Annotated in this window: 13 protein-coding genes; 12 read left to right on the top strand and 1 reads right to left on the bottom strand. The window is 70.0% G+C overall.

Annotated elements, in window-relative coordinates; translation table 11 throughout:
* Positions 1-75 precede the first annotated feature (75 nt).
* A complete protein-coding gene (locus tag IE108_RS19600) occupies positions 76-903 on the bottom strand; it encodes a C40 family peptidase (RefSeq protein WP_079163624.1) in 828 nt (275 codons plus the stop codon).
* A gap of 782 nt (positions 904-1,685) precedes the next feature.
* Between IE108_RS19600 and IE108_RS19595 the strand changes: the two genes are divergently transcribed.
* Genes IE108_RS19595 through nuoL form a run of 12 tightly spaced genes read left to right on the top strand, consistent with a single transcriptional unit; the run spans position 1,686 to position 14,533 of the window.
* Complete coding sequence (locus tag IE108_RS19595; protein ID WP_003974383.1) at positions 1,686-2,045, top strand: NADH-quinone oxidoreductase subunit A; 360 nt, start codon at positions 1,686-1,688, stop codon at positions 2,043-2,045.
* A 12-nt stretch (positions 2,046-2,057) separates the two neighbouring features.
* A complete protein-coding gene (locus IE108_RS19590; RefSeq protein ID WP_018528252.1) occupies positions 2,058-2,612 on the top strand; it encodes a NuoB/complex I 20 kDa subunit family protein in 555 nt (184 codons plus the stop codon).
* Positions 2,609-3,364 carry an NADH-quinone oxidoreductase subunit C gene (locus tag IE108_RS19585; RefSeq protein ID WP_064729261.1) on the top strand — a complete coding sequence of 252 codons (756 nt, stop codon included), beginning with the start codon at positions 2,609-2,611 and terminating at the stop codon, positions 3,362-3,364. Before IE108_RS19590 ends, IE108_RS19585 begins: the two co-directional genes overlap by 4 nt.
* Positions 3,361-4,683: an NADH-quinone oxidoreductase subunit D gene (locus tag IE108_RS19580; protein WP_064729262.1), complete on the top strand. Its 1,323-nt coding sequence runs from the start codon at positions 3,361-3,363 to the stop codon at positions 4,681-4,683. The genes IE108_RS19585 and IE108_RS19580 overlap by 4 nt, the downstream gene beginning before the upstream one ends.
* The gene (gene nuoE, locus IE108_RS19575) at positions 4,680-5,552 is read left to right on the top strand and encodes an NADH-quinone oxidoreductase subunit NuoE (protein ID WP_064729263.1); all 873 of its coding nucleotides are present in this window, start codon (positions 4,680-4,682) and stop codon (positions 5,550-5,552) included. The genes IE108_RS19580 and nuoE overlap by 4 nt, the downstream gene beginning before the upstream one ends.
* Positions 5,549-6,901, top strand: coding sequence for an NADH-quinone oxidoreductase subunit NuoF (nuoF, locus tag IE108_RS19570; protein ID WP_181849477.1), 1,353 nt, complete (start codon positions 5,549-5,551; stop codon positions 6,899-6,901). Before nuoE ends, nuoF begins: the two co-directional genes overlap by 4 nt.
* Positions 6,898-9,402, top strand: coding sequence for an NADH-quinone oxidoreductase subunit G (locus IE108_RS19565; protein WP_064729265.1), 2,505 nt, complete (start codon positions 6,898-6,900; stop codon positions 9,400-9,402). The genes nuoF and IE108_RS19565 overlap by 4 nt, the downstream gene beginning before the upstream one ends.
* A complete protein-coding gene (gene nuoH, locus IE108_RS19560) occupies positions 9,399-10,775 on the top strand; it encodes an NADH-quinone oxidoreductase subunit NuoH (RefSeq protein ID WP_064729266.1) in 1,377 nt (458 codons plus the stop codon). Before IE108_RS19565 ends, nuoH begins: the two co-directional genes overlap by 4 nt.
* The gene (gene nuoI / locus IE108_RS19555; protein ID WP_064729267.1) at positions 10,768-11,409 is read left to right on the top strand and encodes an NADH-quinone oxidoreductase subunit NuoI; all 642 of its coding nucleotides are present in this window, start codon (positions 10,768-10,770) and stop codon (positions 11,407-11,409) included. The genes nuoH and nuoI overlap by 8 nt, the downstream gene beginning before the upstream one ends.
* On the top strand, positions 11,406-12,263 hold the full coding sequence (locus tag IE108_RS19550) for an NADH-quinone oxidoreductase subunit J (protein ID WP_064729268.1): 858 nt from the start codon (positions 11,406-11,408) through the stop codon (positions 12,261-12,263). Before nuoI ends, IE108_RS19550 begins: the two co-directional genes overlap by 4 nt.
* Entirely contained in the window at positions 12,260-12,559 is a 300-nt protein-coding gene (nuoK, locus tag IE108_RS19545) for an NADH-quinone oxidoreductase subunit NuoK (protein WP_003974374.1), read from the top strand. Before IE108_RS19550 ends, nuoK begins: the two co-directional genes overlap by 4 nt.
* Before the next feature lie 9 nt (positions 12,560-12,568).
* On the top strand, positions 12,569-14,533 hold the full coding sequence (nuoL, locus tag IE108_RS19540) for an NADH-quinone oxidoreductase subunit L (RefSeq protein ID WP_064729269.1): 1,965 nt from the start codon (positions 12,569-12,571) through the stop codon (positions 14,531-14,533).
* Positions 14,534-14,537: the final 4 nt, after the last annotated feature.

Here is a 14,537-nt window from a genome sequence, read left to right as displayed (position 1 = left end):
CCGGGCCGTTTCCGGCATGCCGAAGGGCCGCGGCCCCCGAGCGGCCGCGGCCCTTCGTACGGATGTGCCCGAGTGCTACAGGACGCGGACCGCGCCGCTCGGCGGGTCGTAGTCGAGCGTCTTCTGGACGACGCCCGTGGAGGAGTTCTGCGCGCCGACGAACATGCCGTCGCCGACGTAGATGCCCACGTGGTACGCGCTGCCCGCACCGCCCCAGTACAGGATGTCGCCCGGCTGGAGGCTGTCCAGGCCGACCTGGGTGCCGGCCGTCGACTGGTCCTGGGAGACGCGGGGGAGGCTGATGCCGACCTGCTTGAAGGCGGCCTGCACGAGACCGGAGCAGTCGTAGGCGGACGGGCCGGTGGCGCCGGAGACGTACGCCTTGCCGACCTGGGCCTGCGCGAAGGCGACGACCGCGGCGGCCGAACCGGTCGCGGTGGAGGTGCTGGTGCCGCTGTCGGAGCTGCTGGACGTGCCGGTGTCCGCGGAGGCGCTGAGGGTGGTGCGCTCGGCGCTGCGGGCGGCGCGCTCGGCGGCCTCCTTGCGCTCGGCCTCCTCGGCCTTCTTCTTGGCCTCCGCGGCCTTCTTCTTGGCCTCGGCGAGGTCGGCCTTGGCCTGCTTGGCGGCCTTCGCGGCGGCCGCGTCGCGCTCGGCACGCAGCTCGTAGCTCGACGCCGCCTGCTGCGTGACGTCCGCGGACTGGGCGACCTGAGCGGACAGATCGGCCGTCAGGGTGGGCAGTTCGAGGGTCTGCGTCACCGGTTCGGCCGCGTTGGCCGACCCCGACGCACCGGCGACTGCCAGGGTGCTGAGGACGCCACCGGCAACTCCGGCCCGCATCGCGATTTTCGACGCGCTGCGGCGGGGCTTCCGGTGGCTGCGTATGTGAGCGGTGTGGGACATAGGGACAACCGGTATCAGTAGCTCCTCCATACCTTCAAGAAACGTGGGCTGCGCCACAGTTGTTCAATCGAGCCGCCGAATGCCGGGCGTGTCGCTCTTTATTGACGCCGTAACGGACATTGCGGACTGTCCATATCAGGCCTGTGATCACGGTCTTTGATCATTACGCCCGAATTGCCCCGCGCCTACCACTGGTTGGTTCAGTTGGCCAAGCCCGGTTCTCATGCGCCTCTCATCGATGTGGCGCAGGTCACGGAACGGTTACCCCGGCGGCTGCGTCTCGTCGCGCCCGGGGTGCTCGTGAACGCGTGCACGTGTCCACATCGCACCCCGCCCTCCCCCCGACGTGTGAACGCGCCCTCTATCAAGCCACCCCGTCCAACGCCAATTTGCATGCAAGGGAAGCATCTTGATATGGAGACGCCCCGCGCCGACCCCCTCTGGCCAGCGGCGACGATCAAAAATGTCACCTCTGGTGATCAGCTGAACGCTTCTTGTGTGAAGATCACCGCTCATCCGACTTCATGATCGTTCGTCAGGTGGTGGAGATCACAAAGCTTGTGCAATACCCCGTGTCGCAGATCACAGAGCGGCGGGCATAGGATGCGAAGCAGTTGGGCTTGTGACCTGCTTCACATGTTCGCGATCTTCGCCGGGACGAGCGGGGCTCGTGGGGCTGTTGGGGCGGCTGCGAGTCCAGTGCAACCTCCCCCAGGTCTCGGCTCCGCTCGACCAGGGGGGACCCCCATGCAGTCAGTGCCGACTGAGAGGAGCGAGGAGCGGTGAACGCTTATGCGCCCATCCTCGTACTGGGAGCCCTCGGGGCAGGCTTTGCGATCTTCTCCGTGGTCATGGCCACGCTGATCGGTCCGAAGCGGTACAACCGGGCGAAGCTCGAGGCCTACGAGTGCGGCATCGAGCCGACCCCCACGCCGGCCGGCGGCGGGCGCTTCCCCATCAAGTACTACCTGACGGCGATGCTCTTCATCATCTTCGATATCGAGATCGTCTTCCTCTACCCCTGGGCCGTCACCTTCGACGCCCTGGGGATTTTCGGGCTCGTGGAGATGCTGCTCTTCGTGCTCACCGTCTTCGTCGCGTACGCGTACGTATGGCGGCGCGGCGGCCTGGAATGGGACTGAGGGGCCTTTGACATGGGACTTGAAGAAAAACTGCCGAGCGGCTTCCTGCTGACCACCGTCGAGCAGGCCGCGGGCTGGGTGCGCAAGTCGTCCGTCTTCCCCGCCACGTTCGGACTCGCCTGCTGTGCCATCGAGATGATGACCACCGGCGCCGGCCGCTACGACCTGGCGCGCTTCGGCATGGAGGTCTTCCGCGGATCTCCGCGGCAGGCGGACCTGATGATCGTCGCGGGCCGGGTCAGCCAGAAGATGGCGCCGGTGCTGCGGCAGGTCTACGACCAGATGCCGAACCCGAAATGGGTCATCTCCATGGGGGTCTGCGCCTCCTCGGGCGGCATGTTCAACAACTACGCCATCGTCCAGGGCGTCGACCACATCGTCCCGGTCGACATCTATCTCCCCGGCTGCCCGCCGCGGCCCGAGATGCTGATGGACGCCATCCTCAAGCTCCACCAGAAGATCCAGAGCTCCAAGCTCGGGGTGAACGCGGAGGAAGCGGCCCGCGAGGCGGAGGAAGCGGCGCTCAAGGCCCTGCCCACGATCGAGATGAAGGGGCTGCTGCGGTGAGCGACGCCAACAACACCCCCGGTGACGCGGACGGGGTGAACCCCGAGAAGGACCTCTCCGCGGAGAACCTGCCGGGCCAGCGCGGCCGGGGCGGCGAGGAGATCCGCGTCCAGCGCGGCATGTTCGGCGCCAACAACGGCGGCGACACCTCCGGGTACGGCGGCCTGGTCCGCTCCGTCCGCCTGCCCGGACCGGCGAGCCGGCCCTACGGCGGCTGGTTCGACGAGGTCGCCGACGAGCTGGAGGGCGCCCTGGAGGAGCAGGGACTGCTCCCCGACAACGCCATCGGGAAGACGGTCGTCGACCGCGACGAGCTGACCTTCCACATCGAGCGCGAGCACCTGGTCCGCGTCGCCCGCACCCTGCGCGACGACCCGGCCCTGCGCTTCGAGCTGTGCACCGGCGTCAGCGGCGTCCACTACCCGCACGACAAGGGCCGCGAGCTGCACGCCGTCTACCACCTGCGCTCGATCACCCACAACCGGCTGATCCGCCTCGAGGTCAGCGCCCCCGACGCCGACCCGCACATTCCGTCGCTGTTCGAGGTCTACCCGACCAACGACTGGCACGAGCGGGAGACCTACGACTTCTTCGGCATCGTCTTCGACGGCCACCCGGCCCTCACGCGGATCATGATGCCGGACGACTGGCAGGGCTTTCCGCAGCGCAAGGACTATCCCCTCGGCGGCATCCCCGTCGAGTACAAGGGCGCCCAGATCCCGGCTCCGGACCAGCGGAGGTCGTACTCGTGAGCACTTCGCACGCTTCCCCCAGGGAGACCACCGAGGGCACCGTCTACACGGTCACCGGCGGCGACTGGGACGAGGTCGTCCAGTCCGCCGCCCGCGCCGACGACGAGCGCATCGTCGTCAACATGGGCCCGCAGCACCCGTCCACGCACGGCGTGCTCCGCCTGATCCTGGAGATCGACGGCGAGACGGTCAGCGAGGCCCGCTGCGGCATCGGCTACCTGCACACCGGCATCGAGAAGAACCTCGAGTACCGGACCTGGACGCAGGGCACCACCTTCGTGACGCGCATGGACTACCTGACGCCGTTCTTCAACGAGACGGCGTACTGCCTGGGCGTCGAGAAGCTGCTCGGCATCGAGGACCAGATCCCCGACCGGGCCTCGGTCATCCGCGTCCTGCTGATGGAGCTGAACCGGCTCTCCTCGCACCTGGTGTGCATCGCCACCGGCGGCATGGAGCTGGGCGCCACCACGATCATGATCTACGGCTTCCGCGATCGCGAACTGATCCTCGACATCTTCGAGCTCATCACCGGCCTGCGGATGAACCACGCGTACATCCGCCCCGGCGGCCTCGCCCAGGACCTGCCGCCCGGTGCCGTGGACCAGATGCGCGAGCTGGTCAAGAAGATGAAGAAGAACCTCCCGGAGTACGACAAGCTCGCCACCGGGAACCCCATCTTCAAGGGCCGCATGCAGAACGTCGGCTACCTCGACCTGGCCGGCTGCATGGCCCTCGGCGCCACCGGCCCGGTGCTCAGGTCCACCGGCCTGCCGCACGACCTGCGCAAGAGCCAGCCCTACTGCGGCTACGAGACGTACGACTTCGACGTCCCGACCGCCGACACCTGCGACTCCTACGGCCGCTTCCTGATCCGGCTGGAGGAGATGCGCCAGTCGCTCAGGATCGTCGAGCAGTGCCTGGACCGGCTGGAGCCCGGCCCGGTCATGGTCGCCGACAAGAAGATCGCCTGGCCCGCCCAGCTCGCCCTGGGACCGGACGGACTGGGCAACTCCCTCGACCACATCAAGAAGATCATGGGCACCTCCATGGAGGCCCTGATCCACCACTTCAAGCTGGTCACCGAGGGCTTCCGGGTGCCGCCGGGCCAGGCGTACACGGCGGTCGAGTCGCCCAAGGGCGAACTGGGCGTGCACGTCGTCTCCGACGGCGGCACCCGCCCCTTCCGGGTCCACTTCCGCGACCCGTCCTTCACCAACCTTCAGGCCATGGCGGCGATGTGCGAGGGCGGCCAGGTCGCCGACGTCATCGTCGCGGTGGCCTCCATCGACCCCGTGATGGGAGGCGTCGACCGGTGACCACCTCTTCTTCGGAGCGGGGCGTCAGCCTGGGCATGCCGGAACTGCCCGCGCCCGCCTACCCGGACGACGTCCGGGCCCGGCTCGAGACCGACGCGCGCGAGGTCATCGCCCGCTACCCGGACTCCCGGTCCGCCCTCCTGCCGCTGCTGCACCTCGTGCAGGCGGAGGAGGGCCACGTCACCCGCACCGGCATGCGGTTCTGCGCGGAGGCGCTCGGCCTGACCACGGCCGAGGTAACCGCCGTCGCGACCTTCTACTCCATGTACCGGCGCCGGCCGAGCGGCGACTACCAGGTCGGCGTCTGCACCAACACCCTGTGCGCGGTCATGGGCGGCGACGCCATCTTCGAGTCCCTCCAGGAGCACCTGGGCGTCGGCAACGGCGAGACCACCGGAGACGGCAAGGTCACCCTGGAGCACATCGAGTGCAACGCGGCCTGCGACTTCGCGCCGGTCGTGATGGTCAACTGGGAGTTCTTCGACAACCAGACCCCGCAGAGCGCCCGCGGCCTCGTCGACGACCTGCGCGCGGGCCGCCCGGTGACCCCCACGCGCGGCGCGCAGCTGTGCACCTTCAAGGAGACCGCCCGCATCCTGGCCGGCTTCCCCGACGAGCGGGACGGCGCCGTCGCGGCCGGCGGCAGCGCGGGCCCCGCCTCCCTGGCCGGCCTCCGGCTGGCCAAGGGCGAGACGTCACCCGCGCGCGTGGTGCACCCGCGCGACGGCGGACCGCACGACGCCGCGCCGGACCGGGACGTGCACGAGCCGTCACCGACGGAACACCTCAGCTCGCACGACGCGCCGCAGGACACGTCGGCGTCCGACCCGGCCAATCCGGCAGGGCCCACCGCCGAGGAGGGGGAGTGATGACCGTGGCCGCCGAGATCAAGGGCAGCAGCCCGGAGAAGCTGCTCGCACCCGTGCTGTCGGCCTTCTGGGACGAGGACGAGTCCTGGACGCTGGACGTCTACCGGAGGCACGAGGGGTACGAGGGGCTCCGCAAGGCGCTGGCGATGGCGCCGGACGACCTGATCGCGTACGTCAAGGAGTCCGGTCTGCGCGGACGCGGCGGCGCCGGCTTCCCGACGGGCATGAAGTGGCAGTTCATCCCGCAGGGCGACGGCAAGCCCCACTACCTCGTCGTCAACGCCGACGAGTCGGAGCCGGGCACCTGCAAGGACATCCCGCTCCTCTTCGCGAACCCGCACAGCCTCATCGAGGGCATGATCATCGCGTGCCACGCCATCAGGTCGTCGCACGCCTTCATCTATCTGCGCGGTGAAGTCGTCCCCGTGCTGCGGCGGTTGCACGAGGCCGTGCGCGAGGCCTACGCGGCCGGCTTCCTCGGCGAGAACATCCTGGGCAGCGGACTCGACCTCGACATCACCGTGCACGCGGGCGCGGGCGCGTACATCTGCGGTGAGGAGACCGCACTGCTCGACTCGCTCGAGGGCCGCCGGGGCCAGCCGCGGCTCCGTCCCCCCTTCCCCGCCGTCGCGGGCCTCTACGCCTGCCCCACCGTGGTGAACAACGTCGAGTCGATCGCCTCCGTTCCCGCCATCCTCAACAAGGGCAAGGAATGGTTCCGGTCGATGGGCAGCGAGAAGTCCCCGGGCTTCACGCTGTACTCGCTCAGCGGCCACGTCGCGGGCCCCGGCCAGTACGAGGCCCCGCTCGGCATCACCCTGCGCCAGCTGCTCGACATGAGCGGCGGCATGCGGCCCGGCCACCGGCTCAAGTTCTGGACGCCGGGCGGCTCCTCGACGCCGATGTTCACCGACGAGCACCTCGACGTCCCCCTCGACTACGAGGGGGTGGGCGCCGCCGGCTCCATGCTCGGCACCAAGGCGCTCCAGTGCTTCGACGAGACGACCTGCGTCGTGCGCGCCGTCACCCGCTGGACCGAGTTCTACGCCCACGAGTCCTGCGGCAAGTGCACCCCCTGCCGTGAAGGCACGTACTGGCTCGTGCAGTTGCTGCGCGACATCGAGGCCGGCAAGGGCGTGATGTCCGACCTCGACAAGCTGAACGACATCGCCGACAACATCAACGGCAAGTCCTTCTGCGCCCTCGGCGACGGCGCCGCCTCGCCGATCTTCTCGTCGCTCAAGTACTTCCGCGAGGAGTACGAGCAGCACATCACGGGCCGCGGCTGCCCCTTCGACCCGGCCAGGTCGACGGCCTGGGCCGACCACCGTACGGAGGTGAACGCATGACCGTGACCACCAGCGCTCCCTCCGGCGGGGGAGAGGCGGCGGTCCCGCCCGAGGACCTCGTGTCGCTGACGATCGACGGCGTCGGGATCAGCGTGCCCAAGGGCACCCTGGTCATCCGGGCCGCCGAGCAGCTCGGCATCGAGATCCCGAGGTTCTGCGACCACCCCCTCCTCGACCCGGCCGGCGCCTGCCGCCAGTGCATCGTCGAGGTCGAGGGCCAGCGCAAGCCCATGGCGTCCTGCACCATCACCTGCACCGACGGCATGGTGGTCAAGACCCACCTCACCTCGCCCGTCGCGGAGAAGGCCCAGCACGGTGTGATGGAGCTGCTGCTCATCAACCACCCGCTGGACTGCCCGGTCTGCGACAAGGGCGGCGAGTGCCCGCTGCAGAACCAGGCGATGTCGCACGGCCAGTCCGACTCGCGGTTCGAGGGCAAGAAGCGGACCTACGAGAAGCCCGTGCCCATCTCCACGCAGGTGCTGCTCGACCGGGAGCGCTGCGTGCTCTGCGCCCGCTGCACCCGCTTCTCCAACCAGATCGCGGGCGACCCGATGATCGAGCTGATCGAGCGGGGCGCGCTCCAGCAGGTCGGCACCGGCGAAGGCGACCCCTTCGAGTCGTACTTCTCCGGCAACACCATCCAGATCTGCCCGGTCGGCGCGCTCACCTCGGCCGCCTACCGGTTCCGCTCCCGGCCCTTCGACCTGATCTCCTCGCCGTCGGTCTGCGAGCACTGCTCCGGCGGCTGCGCGACCCGCACCGACCACCGGCGCGGAAAGGTCATGCGGCGCCTCGCGGCCAACGAGCCCGAGGTCAACGAGGAGTGGATCTGCGACAAGGGGCGGTTCGGGTTCCGGTACGCGCAGCAGCGGGACCGGCTCACCACCCCCCTGGTGCGCAACGCCGAGGGTGACCTCGAACCGGCCTCCTGGCCGGAGGCGCTCCAGATCGCCGCGCAGGGCCTGCTCGCCTCCAGGGGCCGCACCGGCGTGCTGACCGGCGGCCGGCTCACCGTCGAGGACGCCTACGCGTACAGCAAGTTCGCGCGCGTGGCGCTCGACACGAACGACATCGACTTCCGCGCGCGCGTGCACAGCGCCGAGGAGGCCGACTTCCTGGCCGCCCGGATCGCCGGCCGCGGCCGCGACCTCGACGGCACCGGCGTCACCTACACCGTGCTGGAGAAGGCGCCGGCGGTGCTGCTGGTCGGGTTCGAGGCCGAGGAGGAGGCGCCCGGCGTCTTCCTGCGGCTGCGCAAGGCCTGGCGGGGTCACGGACAGCGGGTCTTCTCGCTGGCGACCCACGCCACCCGGGGCCTGGAGAAGGCCGGCGGCACCCTGCTCCCGGCCGCGCCCGGCACCGAGACCGAGTGGCTGGACGCCCTCGCGAGCGGCGTCGGCCTTGAGGACGGCGGCAGCCAGGCGTCCGAGGCCCTGCGCGCCGAGGGTTCCGTGATCGTCGTCGGCGAGCGGCTGGCGTCCGTGGCCGGGGGCCTCACCTCCGCCGTGCGGACCGCCGCGGCGACCGGCGCCCGGCTGGTGTGGATCCCGCGCCGGGCCGGGGAGCGCGGCGCGATCGAGGCCGGCGCACTGCCGTCGCTGCTGCCCGGCGGCCGCCCGGCGACCGACCCGCGCGCGCGTGAGGAGGTCGCCGCGGTCTGGGGCCTGGCCGACCTCCCGCACCGCTACGGCCGGGACACCGGCGAGATCGTCGAGGCCGCGGCCCGGGGCGAACTGCAGGCGCTGCTGGTGGCGGGCGTGGAGGTCGCCGACCTGCCCGACCCGGCACGCGCGCGTGCGGCACTGGACGAGGCCGGGTTCGTGGTGTCGCTGGAGCTGCGGCCCAGCGAGGTCACCGAACGCGCGGACGTCGTGCTGCCCGTCGCCGCGGTCGCCGAGAAGCCCGGCACCTTCCTCAACTGGGAGGGCAGGGTGCGCTTCTTCGAGGCGGCGCTCAAGCCCGACCAGATGACCCGCCGTGTCGCGCCCACCGACGGCCGCGTCCTGCAGATGCTGGCCGACGCCATGGACGTCCACCTCGGCCTGCCGGACCTGCGCACCACGCGCGCGGAGATCGACCGGCTCGGCTCCTGGGGCGGGCCGGCGGCCGGTGAGCCGGTGCAGTCGGCGAGCGCCCTGCCCCGGCCGGCCGCCGGAGAGGCCGTCCTGGCCGGACACCGGCTGCTGCTCGACCAGGGCCTGCTCCAGCGCGGCGACGAGGCGCTGGCCGGCACCCGGCACGCCGCGCACGCGCGCGTGTCGGCCGCCACGGCCGCGGAGGCCGGCGTCGAGGACGGCGAGCTGCTGACCGTGACCGGGCCGGCCGGCGCCGTCGCCCTTCCGCTCCAGGTGACCGAGATGCCCGACCGCGTGGTCTGGCTCCCGCTGAACTCGGCCGGTCAGGGCGTCGCCTCCGACGCCGGTGCGCTGCCCGGGTCCCTCGTCCGCATCGGTCCGGCGGCGTCCGCCGGCGAGGCCCCCAAGGAGGTGGAGGGATGAGCCCGTACCTCGCCGCTGAAGACCTCTCGATGTTCGGCACCGACCCGTGGTGGCTGGTCGTCGTCAAGGCGGTGTTCTGCTTCGCCTTCCTGATGGTGACCGTGCTGTTCTCCATCGTGTGGGAGCGCAAGGTCGTCGCCTGGATGCAGCTGCGCATCGGCCCGAACCGGCACGGCCCCTGGGGCATGCTCCAGTCGCTCGCCGACGGCATCAAACTGATGCTCAAGGAAGACCTGATCGTCAAGCGCGCCGACAAGGCGGTGTACGTCCTCGCGCCGATCGTCGCGGCCATCCCGGCCTTCATGGCGATCGCCGTCATCCCCTTCGGACCGGCCGGCAACGAGATCTCGATCTTCGGCCACCGCACCGCGATGCAGCTCACCGACCTGCCGATCGCCATGCTGTTCATCCTGGCGGTCGCCTCGGTCGGCATCTACGGCATCGTGCTGGCGGGCTGGAGCTCCGGATCGACGTACCCGCTCCTCGGCGGACTGCGCTCCTGCGCCCAGATGATCTCCTACGAGATCGCCATGGGCGCCGCGTTCGCCTCGGTCTTCCTCTACTCCGGGTCGATGTCCACCTCGGAGATCGTCGCGCAGCAGGGCGACCGCTGGTACATCGTGCTGCTGCCGGTCTCCTTCATCCTCTACATCGTCACGATGATCGGCGAGACCAACCGCGCCCCCTTCGACATGCCGGAGTCCGAGGGCGACCTGGTGGGCGGCTTCAACACCGAGTACTCGTCGATCAAGTTCGCGATGTTCATGCTCGCCGAGTACGTGAACATGGTGACCGTCTCGGCGGTCGCCACCACGCTGTTCCTGGGCGGCTGGCGGGCCCCGTGGCCGATCAGCACCTTCTGGGAGGGCGCCAACCACGGCTGGTGGCCGCTGCTCTGGTTCACGGTCAAGGTCCAGTTGCTGCTGTTCTTCTTCATCTGGCTGCGCGGCACGCTCCCGCGCGTGCGCTACGACCAGCTGATGAAGCTCGGCTGGAAGGTCCTCATCCCGGTCTCGCTGGTCTGGCTGATGCTGGTCGCGACCGTGCGGGCGCTGCGCAACGAGAACTACGACTTCGCCGACATCGCCCTCTACGTCGGCGGCGGCGTCCTGGCCCTGCTGCTGCTGTCCTTCGTCGCGGACATCTTCCGCGAGAAGGGCAGGCGGGCGGCGGCGCCCGTCGAGGAACCCGCCGCCTTCGACCCGATGGCCGGCGGATTCCCCGTACCGCCGATGCCCGGACAGGAGTTGCCGCCGGTGCCACGACGCCGCCCGCGCCGGGAGCGGGAGCTGATTGTCAGTGGCGGGCCCGATACTCAGAGTGACGGACCTGCCGGCGGATCTACGGATGGAAAGGAGGCGTCCGATGGCTGAGGAACCCAAGGAGACCAACCCCGGTTTCCAGAACCCCGTGGCCGGCTTCGGCGTGACCTTCAAGGCCATGTTCAAGAAGCGGCTCACCGAGCAGTACCCGGAGCAGCAGAAGACCACCGCTCCGCGCTTCCACGGACGGCACCAGCTCAACCGCCATCCGGACGGCCTGGAGAAGTGCGTCGGGTGCGAACTGTGCGCCTGGGCCTGCCCCGCGGACGCCATCTACGTGGAGGGCGCGGACAACACCGACGAGGAGCGCTACTCCCCGGGCGAGCGGTACGGCCGCGTCTACCAGATCAACTACGCCCGCTGCATCCTGTGCGGCCTGTGCATCGAGGCGTGCCCCACGCGCGCGCTGACGATGACCAACGAGTTCGAGCTGGCCGACTCCAGCCGCGCCAACCTCATCTTCACCAAGGACCAGCTGCTGGCCGGCCTGGAGGAGGGCATGGTCGACTCGCCGCACGCCATCTACCCGGGCACGGACGAGCAGGACTACTACCGGGGCCTGGTGACCGAGGCGGCCCCCGGCACCGAGCAGCAGGTCGCGCACTCCAAGGGCGAGGTGGTCCAGGAGGGCGACTCGACCTTCGGCGGGACCGAACCGGCGTCGGAGGAGGTGATCCGCCGATGAGCGCACAGCTCGCCGCCGCGGCCACCCTCTCCGCGGGCACCTCCACCGGAGAGGCCGTCCAGTTCTGGATCCTCGGCACGGTCGCGGTGATCGGCGCCCTGTGCACCGTCTTCATGCGGAAGGCCGTGCACAGCGCGCTCTGCCTCGCCGGGACCATGATCGTCCTGGCGGTGTTCTACCTGGCCAACGGCGCCTACTTCCTCGGCATCGTGCAGATCGTCGTCTACACCGGCGCGGTCATGATGCTGTTCCTGTTCGTGGTGATGCTCGTCGGCGTCACCGCGGCGGACTCCCTCAAGGAGACCATCAAGGGCCAGCGCTGGCTGGCCCTCGTCTCCGGGCTCGGCTTCGGCATCCTGCTGATCGCCGGCATCGGCAACGCCTCGCTGACGGAGTTCACCGGCCTCGCCCAGGCCAACGCGAACGGGAACGTGGAGGGCATCGCCTCCCTCATCTTCACCAAGTACGTCTTCGCCTTCGAGATCACCGGCGCGCTGCTCATCACCGCGGCCGTCGGCGCGATGGTGCTCACCCACCGCGAGCGCACCGAACGGGCGGCGACCCAGCGCGAGCTGGCCGAGCGCCGCGTCCGCGAGGGCAAGTACCTCCCGCCGCTCCCGGCGCCCGGCGTGTACGCCCGGCACAACGCGGTCGACATCGCGGGCCTGCTGCCCGACGGCACCCCGTCCGAGCTGACCGTCAGCAGGACCCTGCGCGAGCGGGGCCAGATCCGCGACGTGTCGACGGACGCGCTCAACGACCTGAAGGCACTGGAGCAGCGGGCCGAGGAGCGCCTGGAGCGCGGCGCGGCCGGGCCGGACGACTCCCGGCGGTCCGAGGAGGCGTCGAAGTGAACCCCGTCAACTACCTGTACCTCGCGGCCCTGTTGTTCACGATCGGCGCCACCGGCGTGCTGATCCGGCGCAACGCGATCGTGGTCTTCATGTGCATCGAGCTGATGCTCAACGCCTGCAACCTCGCGTTCGTCGCCTTCTCCCGCATGCACGGCAACCTCGACGGCCAGATCATCGCCTTCTTCACGATGGTCGTCGCCGCGGCGGAGGTCGTGGTCGGGCTCGCGATCATCGTGTCCCTGTTCCGTTCCCGCCACTCGGCCTCGGTCGACGACGCCAGCCTGATGAAGCTGTGAGGGGCTGAAGTGGAGAACCTGATTGCGCTGCTGGTGGCGGCGCCCCTGCTCGGTGCCGCGGTCCTGCTGTGCGGCGGCCGCCGGCTGGACGCCGTGGGCCACTGGATCGGCACACTGCTGGCGGCCGCGTCGTTCGTGATCGGCGTGGTCCTCTTCGCCGACATGCTCGGCAGCGGCGCCGAGGACCGCACCCTGACGCAGCACCTGTTCAGCTGGATCCCGGTGGAGGGCTTCCAGGCCGACGTCGCCTTCCGGCTCGACCAGCTGTCGATGACGTTCGTCCTGCTGATCACCGGCGTCGGCTCGCTGATCCACCTGTACTCCGTCTCCTACATGGAGCACGACGAGCGCCGCCGCCGCTTCTTCGGCTACCTGAACCTGTTCCTCGCGGCGATGCTGCTGCTCGTCCTCGCCGACAACTACCTGCTGCTCTACGTCGGCTGGGAGGGCGTCGGACTCGCCTCCTACCTGCTGATCGGCTTCTGGCAGCACAAGCCCAGCGCCGCCACCGCCGCGAAGAAGGCCTTCCTGGTCAACCGCGTCGGCGACATGGGCCTGTCCATCGCGATCATGCTGATGTTCCTCTGGTTCGGCACCTTCGCCTTCGGGCCGGTGCTCGGCGGCGAGGGCGAGGCCGGGATCGCGGGGTCGGCCGGTGAGGGCAAACTCACCGCGATCGCCCTGATGCTGCTGCTCGCCGCGTGCGGCAAGTCCGCCCAGGTGCCGCTCCAGTCCTGGCTCGGGGACGCGATGGAGGGCCCGACCCCGGTCTCGGCCCTCATCCACGCCGCGACCATGGTGACCGCGGGCGTCTACCTGATCGTCCGGTCCGGCGCGATCTTCAACGGCGCGCCCGACGCGCAGCTGGTCGTCGCCATCGTGGGCGCGGTCACGCTCCTGTTCGGTGCGATCGTCGGTTGCGCCAAGGACGACATCAAGAAGGCGCTGGCCGGTTCGACCATGTCGCAGATCGGCTACATGGTGCTCGCCGCCGGCCTCGGCCCCATCGGCTACGTCTTCGCGATCATGCACCTGGTGACGCACGGCTTCTTCAAGGCCGGCCTGTTCCTCGGCGCCGGCTCCGTCATGCACGGCATGAACGACGAGGTCGACATGCGCCGCTACGGCGGACTGCGCAAGTACATGCCGGTCACCTTCGTCACCTTCGGCCTCGGCTATCTCGCCATCATCGGCTTCCCGGGCCTGTCCGGCTTCTTCTCCAAGGACAAGATCATCGAGTCGGCGTTCGCCAAGGGCGGCACCGAGGGCTGGATCCTCGGCGGCGTCGCCCTGCTGGGCGCGGCCATCACGGCGTACTACATGACCCGCGTGATGCTGATGACCTTCTTCGGCGAGGAGCGCTGGCGCAAGGCGCCGACGCCGTCGCCCGCCGCCCCCGACGTGGAGCCGGCCGCCGAGACCCGCGGCGCGTACGAACCTCCGCACCCGCACGAGTCGCCGAAGCTCATGACGGTCCCGATGATCGTGCTGGCCGTCGGCTCGGTGTTCGGCGGCGCGTTCTTCAGCATCGGCGACCGGTTCGTGCACTGGCTGGAGCCCATCACCGGGCACGACCACGGCCACGCGCCGATCAGCGCCCTGACGGTGACGGTCTCGACGGTCGCCGTGATGGTGATCGGCGTCGCGGTCGCCTGGGCGCAGTACGGGCGCCGTCCCGTCCCGGCGGTCGCCCCGCGCGGGTCGCTGCTCACCCGGGCCGCCCGGCGCGACCTGCTCCAGGACGACTTCAACCACGTCGTCCTGGTCCGCGGCGGCGAACACCTCACGCGCTCCCTGGTCTACGTCGACCACACCCTGGTCGACGGGGTCGTCAACGGCACGGCGGCCTCGGTCGGCGGCCTGTCCGGACGGATGCGCAAGCTGCAGAACGGGTTCGCGCGCAGTTACGCGGTCTCGATGTTCGGCGGTGCGGCGGTCCTCGTCGCCGCGACCCTGCTGATGAGGGCGGTCTGATACC

This window comes from Streptomyces parvulus (assembly GCF_014648855.1).
In the GTDB taxonomy this organism is placed as follows: Bacteria; Actinomycetota; Actinomycetes; order Streptomycetales; family Streptomycetaceae; genus Streptomyces; species Streptomyces parvulus.
This window is presented reverse-complemented; position numbering and strand designations above follow the sequence as displayed.